Origin of the sequence: Nocardia sp. CWNU-33 (assembly GCF_046764895.1) — a bacterium.
Lineage (GTDB): Bacteria > Actinomycetota > Actinomycetes > Mycobacteriales > Mycobacteriaceae > Nocardia.
The window spans coordinates 106197-113111 of the sequence record NZ_JBKOQN010000027.1 but is presented as its reverse complement, the minus strand read 5'-3'; the positions used below and the strand labels follow the sequence as shown (position 1 = coordinate 113111).

General features: G+C 67.6%; 8 protein-coding genes. 4 read left to right on the top strand and 4 right to left on the bottom strand.

What is annotated here, in order from left to right; all coding sequences use genetic code 11:
* Positions 1 to 114: 114 nt before the first annotated feature.
* Positions 115 to 1941: a DEAD/DEAH box helicase gene (locus tag ACLMAL_RS29275; RefSeq protein ID WP_412002029.1), complete on the bottom strand. Its 1827-nt coding sequence runs from the start codon at positions 1939 to 1941 to the stop codon at positions 115 to 117.
* A 181-nt stretch (positions 1942 to 2122) separates the two neighbouring features.
* Between ACLMAL_RS29275 and ACLMAL_RS29270 the strand changes: the two genes are divergently transcribed.
* Complete coding sequence (locus ACLMAL_RS29270) at positions 2123 to 2833, top strand: TetR/AcrR family transcriptional regulator C-terminal domain-containing protein (RefSeq protein ID WP_412002037.1); 711 nt, start codon at positions 2123 to 2125, stop codon at positions 2831 to 2833.
* Between the two features lie 71 nt (positions 2834 to 2904).
* On the opposite strand, the gene ACLMAL_RS29265 is transcribed toward ACLMAL_RS29270, so the two are convergent.
* Positions 2905 to 3099 carry a hypothetical protein gene (locus ACLMAL_RS29265; protein WP_029903635.1) on the bottom strand — a complete coding sequence of 65 codons (195 nt, stop codon included), beginning with the start codon at positions 3097 to 3099 and terminating at the stop codon, positions 2905 to 2907.
* A 273-nt stretch (positions 3100 to 3372) separates the two neighbouring features.
* On the opposite strand from ACLMAL_RS29265, the gene ACLMAL_RS29260 reads away from it, so the two are divergent.
* Positions 3373 to 3732 carry a DUF952 domain-containing protein gene (locus tag ACLMAL_RS29260; RefSeq protein WP_379065536.1) on the top strand — a complete coding sequence of 120 codons (360 nt, stop codon included), beginning with the start codon at positions 3373 to 3375 and terminating at the stop codon, positions 3730 to 3732.
* Here the strand turns inward: ACLMAL_RS29260 and ACLMAL_RS29255 are convergent, their stop codons facing one another.
* Together ACLMAL_RS29255 and ACLMAL_RS29250 are read right to left on the bottom strand one after the other, a co-directional pair.
* Entirely contained in the window at positions 3733 to 4380 is a 648-nt protein-coding gene (locus ACLMAL_RS29255) for a response regulator (protein WP_412002028.1), read from the bottom strand. It abuts the gene before it with no gap.
* Positions 4377 to 5582 carry a sensor histidine kinase gene (locus tag ACLMAL_RS29250; protein ID WP_412002027.1) on the bottom strand — a complete coding sequence of 402 codons (1206 nt, stop codon included), beginning with the start codon at positions 5580 to 5582 and terminating at the stop codon, positions 4377 to 4379. The genes ACLMAL_RS29255 and ACLMAL_RS29250 overlap by 4 nt, the downstream gene beginning before the upstream one ends.
* 109 nt (positions 5583 to 5691) lie before the next feature.
* Here ACLMAL_RS29250 and ACLMAL_RS29245 point away from each other — a divergent pair, with 109 nt between their 5' ends.
* Positions 5692 to 6387, top strand: coding sequence for a GAP family protein (locus tag ACLMAL_RS29245; protein WP_412002026.1), 696 nt, complete (start codon positions 5692 to 5694; stop codon positions 6385 to 6387).
* 44 nt (positions 6388 to 6431) lie between these two features.
* On the top strand, positions 6432 to 6914 hold the full coding sequence (locus ACLMAL_RS29240; RefSeq protein WP_412002025.1) for a cation:proton antiporter regulatory subunit: 483 nt from the start codon (positions 6432 to 6434) through the stop codon (positions 6912 to 6914).
* Position 6915 lies beyond the last annotated feature (1 nt).

Here is a 6915-nt window from a genome sequence, read left to right as displayed (position 1 = left end):
AGCACTCATCGCCCTGGCCCGCCGCCTTATCGACGTCATCTGGGCGCTCATCCGCGACAACCGCACCTTCACCATCGAGGCACCAGCCCCGATCAGCGCTGCGGCTTGACACCATCATTGAAACTCCCTCTTGCGGCGCAGGATCTCGACCAGCTGGTCGTCGTCGAGCTTTGCCAGTGCGGCGATACCTGCCGAATCGCCGAGGTCCGAGAGCGCGGACTTGCGGTCGTGCATCCCCGCGATGTGCTCCTCGACGGTGGTGCCCGAGGTGAGGGAGGTGATGGTGACGGTCCTGGTCTGACCGATCCGGTGCACCCGATCGGAGGCCTGGGCCTCCACCGCAGGGTTCCACCACCGGTCGAAGTGGATGACGTCGGCAGCGCGCGTCAGCGTGAGGCCCGTGCCCGCCGCACGCAGGCTCAGCACCAGCACCGGCGGTCCATCCTCGGCCTGGAACCCGGAGACGATCGCGGCCCGTTCCGACTGGTTCAATCCGCCGTGAAAGAACGGCGCGCTCACCCCGAACTGTTCGGCCAGGTGTCGCACCAGCAGTTCGCCGGTCTGCCGGTACTGGGTGAATATCAGTGTCGGATCACCGGTTTCGAGATTGTTGGCCACGATGTCGGTGCACAGGTCGAGCTTGCCGGAGCGACCTGCCAGCTCGCCTAGCTCGCCGGTGATCAGGCCGGGGTGGTTGCAGACCTGTTTGAGTGCGGTCAGTGCCGCGAGCACCCGGCTCTGGCGCTGGGCGCCGCGGCCGAATCCGTCGTCGATCGCCCGATCGAGCAACTGGTCGTAGAGCGTCTCCTGTTCCGAGGTGAGATCGCACAGCAGATCGCTGTGGATCTTCGGCGGCAGTGAGGCAGCGACCTGAGTTTTTTTGCGCGCCAGCACCACCGGTTCGATCGCATTGCGCAGCCGCGCAGCCGCGGCGGCAGAGCCCTCGTGGATCGGCCGCACGAACCGGCGTCGGAACTGGGTGCGGTGCCCGAACAGTCGGGGCGCGACCAGGTTCAGTAGCGCGAACAGTTCCTCCAGATGATTCTCGACCGGGGTTCCGGTGAGCGCGACCCGCGCGTCGACAGTGAGTGCGCGCGCCGCCGTGGCGATCTGGGTGCGCGGATTCTTCAGCGCCTGCGCCTCGTCGAAAACTGCTGTCGCCCAAGTTCGGTCGTTCAGTGCGCCGCCGTGCAGGCGCAGCGTCGGGTACCCGGTGATGATGACCTCGCCCGCTTCGGCAGCGAGGTCGCCACCGCGCCACACGACCGGGCGTAGCTCCGGCGCGAACCGGGTGATTTCGTGCGCCCAGTTGCCGACCAGCGAGGTGGGACAGACCACCAGCTGCGGTCCTGCCGAGGCCCGGCCGAGTAGGAAGCCGATGGTCTGCACCGTCTTGCCGAGCCCCATCTCGTCGGCCAGCACCGCGCCACCGTGCGCGGCGACGGTCTCGTGCAGCCAGCCAACTCCACGTGCCTGATACGGTCGCAGCTCGGCCTTCAGTGTGGAACGCAATTCCGCGACGATGGAACGGGTTTCGTGCAGCACGCGCAGCGCGCGTTCGGCCGCGTAGATCGACGTGCCGACCGCGTCGGGGACGGCGTGTGCAGCAATCGGAAGCGTCGGTCCGATCGGCTGCGTCGCGGCGGCAGGCGAAGCGGCGTCCGGCGGGCCTGACGTCTTGTGGGTGGTGTTGCCTGCAGTGGCCGCGGGGTCCGACAGCTCGCCGGTGGGGCGGAGGGCGGCCTGCCAGGCGTCGACGGATGGCCCCGCGCCCTCGATGGTCAGACCGAGCAGATCCTCGGGGTCGACGAGCGCGCAGTCGACGTCCGCGACCTCGATGGCGTCGCGCGCGCCGGTGGGTACCGCGAGCCGCATGGTCTCGTGGTCGCCCTCCGGTGCGCGTCCGACGGCATGCCCGGTCCAGGTCCACAGCGCGAACATGTGACGGTCGGGAAGATATGTGGCCTGTGTGCTTGGCAGAGCGCACCCCTAGTTCGTCGTATGGCGTACGGAGTATTGTAACAACGTACACCGTACTGGATTTATTTCGAGGAGGCACGTGACCAACGGCACCACTCCCGACCAGGCGAAACAGCTGATCGGCCTGCTCTGGCGGCACACCATGCCGCAGCGTCTCGGCGGTCGCGGACCCAAACAGGCAGTCAGCGTCGACGCCGTGGTCACCGCCGCGGTCGCCCTCGCCGACCGCGACGGCTACGAGAAGGTGTCCATCCGGACGGTCGCCGCCGAACTCGGTCTCAAACCCATGAGCCTCTACACCTATGTCCCGAGCAAGGACGCGCTGGCGGTGCTGATGGTCGACGCGGTGGCCGACGAGGACGCGCCCATCCCGGGCGACATGCCGGTGCGCGATCGGATGGCCGCCATCGCCACCCAAGTGCGCACCGAGCTGATCAACCATCCGTGGCTGCTCGAGGTGCCGCCATGGCGACTGGTGCTCGGCCCCGGCCGAATGCGGCGCTACGAACGCCAATTGGGCGCGATAGACGGGATCGGTCTATCGGATGTGGCGATGGACCGGGTCATCGCCGTGCTGTCGGAATTCGCGACCGGAAACGCGCGCATGGCCATCGCCGCGACCCGCAGTACCGCCGAACTCTCGGACGCGCAGTGGTGGAAGCAGCACGGTCCGCTGCTGACACAGGCGATGCCGGTGGCGCTGTTCCCGCTGTCCTCGCGCGTCGGGGCCGCCGCGGGCGAGCACTATCAGGCGCCGGCGGATCCGGACGGCGCGTTCGCGTTCGGCCTTGCCGCACTGCTGGACGGCATCCTCGGCGAGTGCGGTGCAACGCCAACAGCGGGCGACGTGTAGGTCGCCCGCTGCTGGTATTCGCGATGTTCTGTTGTTCGATGCTGTTGTGTCGGGACGCGAAACTGGACGGGCTACAGGGCGGGAGCCGATTCCGTATCGATCACGGCTTCGAGCTCACGCAGTCGATCCATGTGTTCGTTCGCGTGGTGCTGGCAGAAGAGCAACTCGCCACCTGCGGGCAGTACGGCACGCACTCGTGCAGCCGCCCCGCAGCGGTCGCAACGATCGACCGCGGTCAGTGGGGTGCTTGTCAGGGTTCCTGGCATGACTCCTCCGTCCTGGCTCCCGGCACTACAGTCCGTTCACCTGGTGTGGGGCCCGTGGTCACTCCGCGGGCTCGCTACCGCTACTTCCCAGCAGGGGTATGACTACTCTGTCAGACGTTCGGGACGGGGGCTTTGTTCCCGGAAGTGATTCTGTGTGTTTTCTGTAACACGACCTGGGATTTCGCTAAAGGCGAACATCACTGGTCACGTACCGAACCCCACGCGATCACGATCACGAACAGGCCTATCCAGTTGTCTACCGGGAGATTACCCGTGATCCACGACACTCACACTCTCGTTCACATTTGCACTCTGTCGGAGTGGCTGACCACGCGCCAGACCGGCGAGCACCGGCCGGCTTCGCTCGACGAGGTCGGGTTCATCCACCTGTCCGCGCCGCAGCAGGCACACCTGCCCGCCAATCGGCTGTTCGCGGGTCGCCGGGATCTGGTGCTGCTACGCATCGACCCGGCGCGGGTCGGCGCGCCGGTGAAGTGGGAGCCGGGTGTGCCGAGCGACCCGGAGTCCATGCTGTTCCCGCATCTCTACGGTCCGCTGCCCGCAGGCGCGGTCACCGCCGTCGTCGAGTACCTGCCCGGCCCCGATGGCACCTTCGCCCCACTGGATCGCTGACTACCGATCCTTGGCTTCCCTGGCCAGGATCGCAGCCTGAACCCTGGACCGCACACCGAGTTTGGTGAGCACCCGCGAGACATGCGTCTTTACGGTCGTCTCGCCGATGAACAGTCGGGTGGCGATCTGCGCGTTGGTCAGCCCCTCGCCGAGACAGTCGAGCACCTCGCGTTCGCGTTCGGTGAGATCGGCGAACCCCTGGGGCGGGGGCTCGGTGTCCTCCATGGTCGTCGTGGCGAAGGCGTTGATCACCACCGCGGTCACCTCCGGCGCGAGCACGCCATCGCCCGCGGCCACCGCGCGCACGGAGTCCACCAGCGATTGTCCCGACGCGGATTTGAGCACGAACCCCGAGGCGCCGGCTCGCAACGTTCGGAAGACGTACTCGTCGAGATCGAAGGTGGTCAGGATGAGCACCCTGGCCAGTGCGTCGGCGGTGATCCGGCCGGTGGCGGTGATGCCGTCGACTCCGGGCATTCGCACATCCATAAGCACCACATCCGGGCGCAGCGCTTTCGCCTGTGCCACAGCGATATCCCCGTCTGCGGCCTCGCCGACCACCTCGATGTCCGCGGTGGCGTCGAGGATCATCCGCAGGCCGGCCCGGATCGCGCCGTGGTCGTCGGCGATCAGCACCCGAATCGTCACGATGTCTCCTTGGTGGTCGAAATCGGTAGTCGGGCAAGTACTTCCCAACCCGAGGTAGCCGGTCCTGCGGTGAAGCTGCCGCCGAGTACGGCGGCGCGCTCACGCATATTCACCAAGCCGCGCCCTGCCTCCGGGTCCTCGGACTGCTGCCGCGGCGTCGATCTGACCTGATTGCGCACCAGGACAGCCACTGTCGTCGCCTCGACGGACACCTCGATGTCGACCGCTTGTCCCGGTGCGTGTTTCATCGCGTTGGTGAGCGCTTCCTGGACGATCCGGTAGGCGGCCTGGTCGACTGCGCTCGGCAGTTCGACACCGTCGATGTCCGCGGCCACCCGCACGGTGATCCCGGCCGCGTGGGCCGCGTCGACCAGGATCGGCAGATGCGCGAGCCGCCGCGGCGCGGCCGGATCGTCCTCGGCGCCGTCGTCGCGGCGCAGCAGCCCGATCATGGTCCGCATCTCCTGCAATGCGCTGACGCTGTTGGACCGGATCGAGCCGACGATGCCGGTCACCGCCGGGTCGGCCGATTCCTGGCGGGACAACACACCGAGCGCCGCTTCGGATTGGATGGCGATCGCCGAGAGGTGGCCCGCGATCACATCGTGCAGGTCGCGCGCCATCGTCTTGCGCTCGTCGGCGATCGCCGCCCGCCGGTCCAGCTCGGCGACCAGAGAAAGTGCTTGCGCGCGTGCGCGTTCGGCACCCGCGATCTCCCGGTGGTGCCGCACCGACAGCGCCCACCAGATCGAGGTGCCGATGAAGGCGACCGCCGCGGTGATCGCCAACGCCATCACGCGCCAGTCGCCGGTGAGCACCAGGGCGAGCACCGCCGCCACCGCCGACAGCACCGCGCCCGCCGCCACCACGAACCGGGACCGCGCGGGCGGTGCGTACAGGACGGCGGCATAGATCAGATCCGAATACATGATCCAGATCGGCACCGTCGCACCGAGCCACAGGTCGATGCCGAGCGGCACGAGTCCGAGGGCCAGCGCCCACAACGGGGTCCTGCGGCGCAGCAGCGACACCGCGCACATCAGCGCGAGCACGCCGAAACGCGCCGTCAGCGGCGGATCGATACTGTCGGAGGTCATCGGATACAGCCCTGCGACATACAGCGTCGCGCCGAAGGCGAACACGAAGCCGGCGATCAGCGCGTCCTGCACCATCGCCGACAACGCCGACCACTGCCTCCTCACGTCCCCATCACAGCACACCGAGCCGCGCGCGCAGGTCCACCGAAGTGATGAGCGGTCGTCGGCCCGACGGCCGACGCCGACGCCGCCCAACACGAGGGAGTCTCGGTCGGTGACACTGATACTCGCCCTGATCGGACTTGCCCTGGTGGACAGCATCAGCATCGGCACGCTGATCGTCCCCGTGTGGTTGCTGCTTGCGACGCAACGCCCACCTGCCCGCCGAATGCTGGTCTATCTGGCTGCGATCACGGCCTTCTATTTCCTCGTCGGTGTGCTCGGCCTGTTCGTCCTGGATTCGGGTCTGGAGCGTTTCCGCGACGCCGCGCGCAGCTCGTGGCTGCTGGTACCACAACTGGCGCTCGGCGTCGCGCTGTTCGCGGTCTCGTGGCGCTTCGACTCCACCAAGCGCCGAGCGCGTGGAGAGCTGGATCGGACCGCCGCGTGGCGCACCCGGGTGCTGGCATCGCAGTCTTCCGCGGCCGGGCTCGCGGTGCTCGCGCTGAGCGCGGGGACGCTGGAGGTGTTCTCGATGGTGCCCTACCTGGCCGCCATCGGTCTGTTGGCGACCAGTCACCTGTCGATCGTCTCTTCGGTGACATTGCTGGCCGGTTACTGCGTGGTGATGGCCGGGCCGGCGCTGGTGCTGATCGCCGCACGGACGATGTGGCACAGCAGGATCGAGCCGCTGCTCGTCCGGATCGACAACTTCCTGAGCAGGCACGCCGACAGCGCGACCGGCTGGGCGCTGGCCATCGCCGGAATCGTGCTCGCGCGCGGTGCGATCGGTGGACTGGTCGGCAGTTAGCCTCATCTGAATGTGTGTCGTACTCGAGCGCTAGGGTGGACAGTGTGAATGTCGATGTCACCGCTCTTCCCGGGATCGGGGTCCGCAAGGATTTCTCGGCGCGCTCGGGTCGCCGAATCGGCGTGGTCGACCACCGTGACGGCGGCATCGATCTCATCGTGTCCAAACTGGACGATCCCGATGCTTGCGCCGCCCAGATTCCGCTGACCGCCGATGAGGCCGCCGTCCTGGCGAACCTGCTCGGCGCACCCCAGTTGGTCGCGAAACTGCGCGAGGATCATCGGGATATGCCGGGCATCACCACCAGACAGCTGCCCATCGGCGAGGATTCGCCGTACGAGGGCCGCACCCTCGGCGAGACCGGAATGCGCACGCGGACCAAGACATCGATCGTCGCGGTGATGCGTGCGGGCCAGCTGCACCCCTCACCTGGTCCCGATTTCACCTTCGCCGTCGATGACCTGCTCGTGGTCGTCGGGACGCCCGACGGTCTGGACGCGGCCGCCAAAATTCTTACGCACGGGTGAG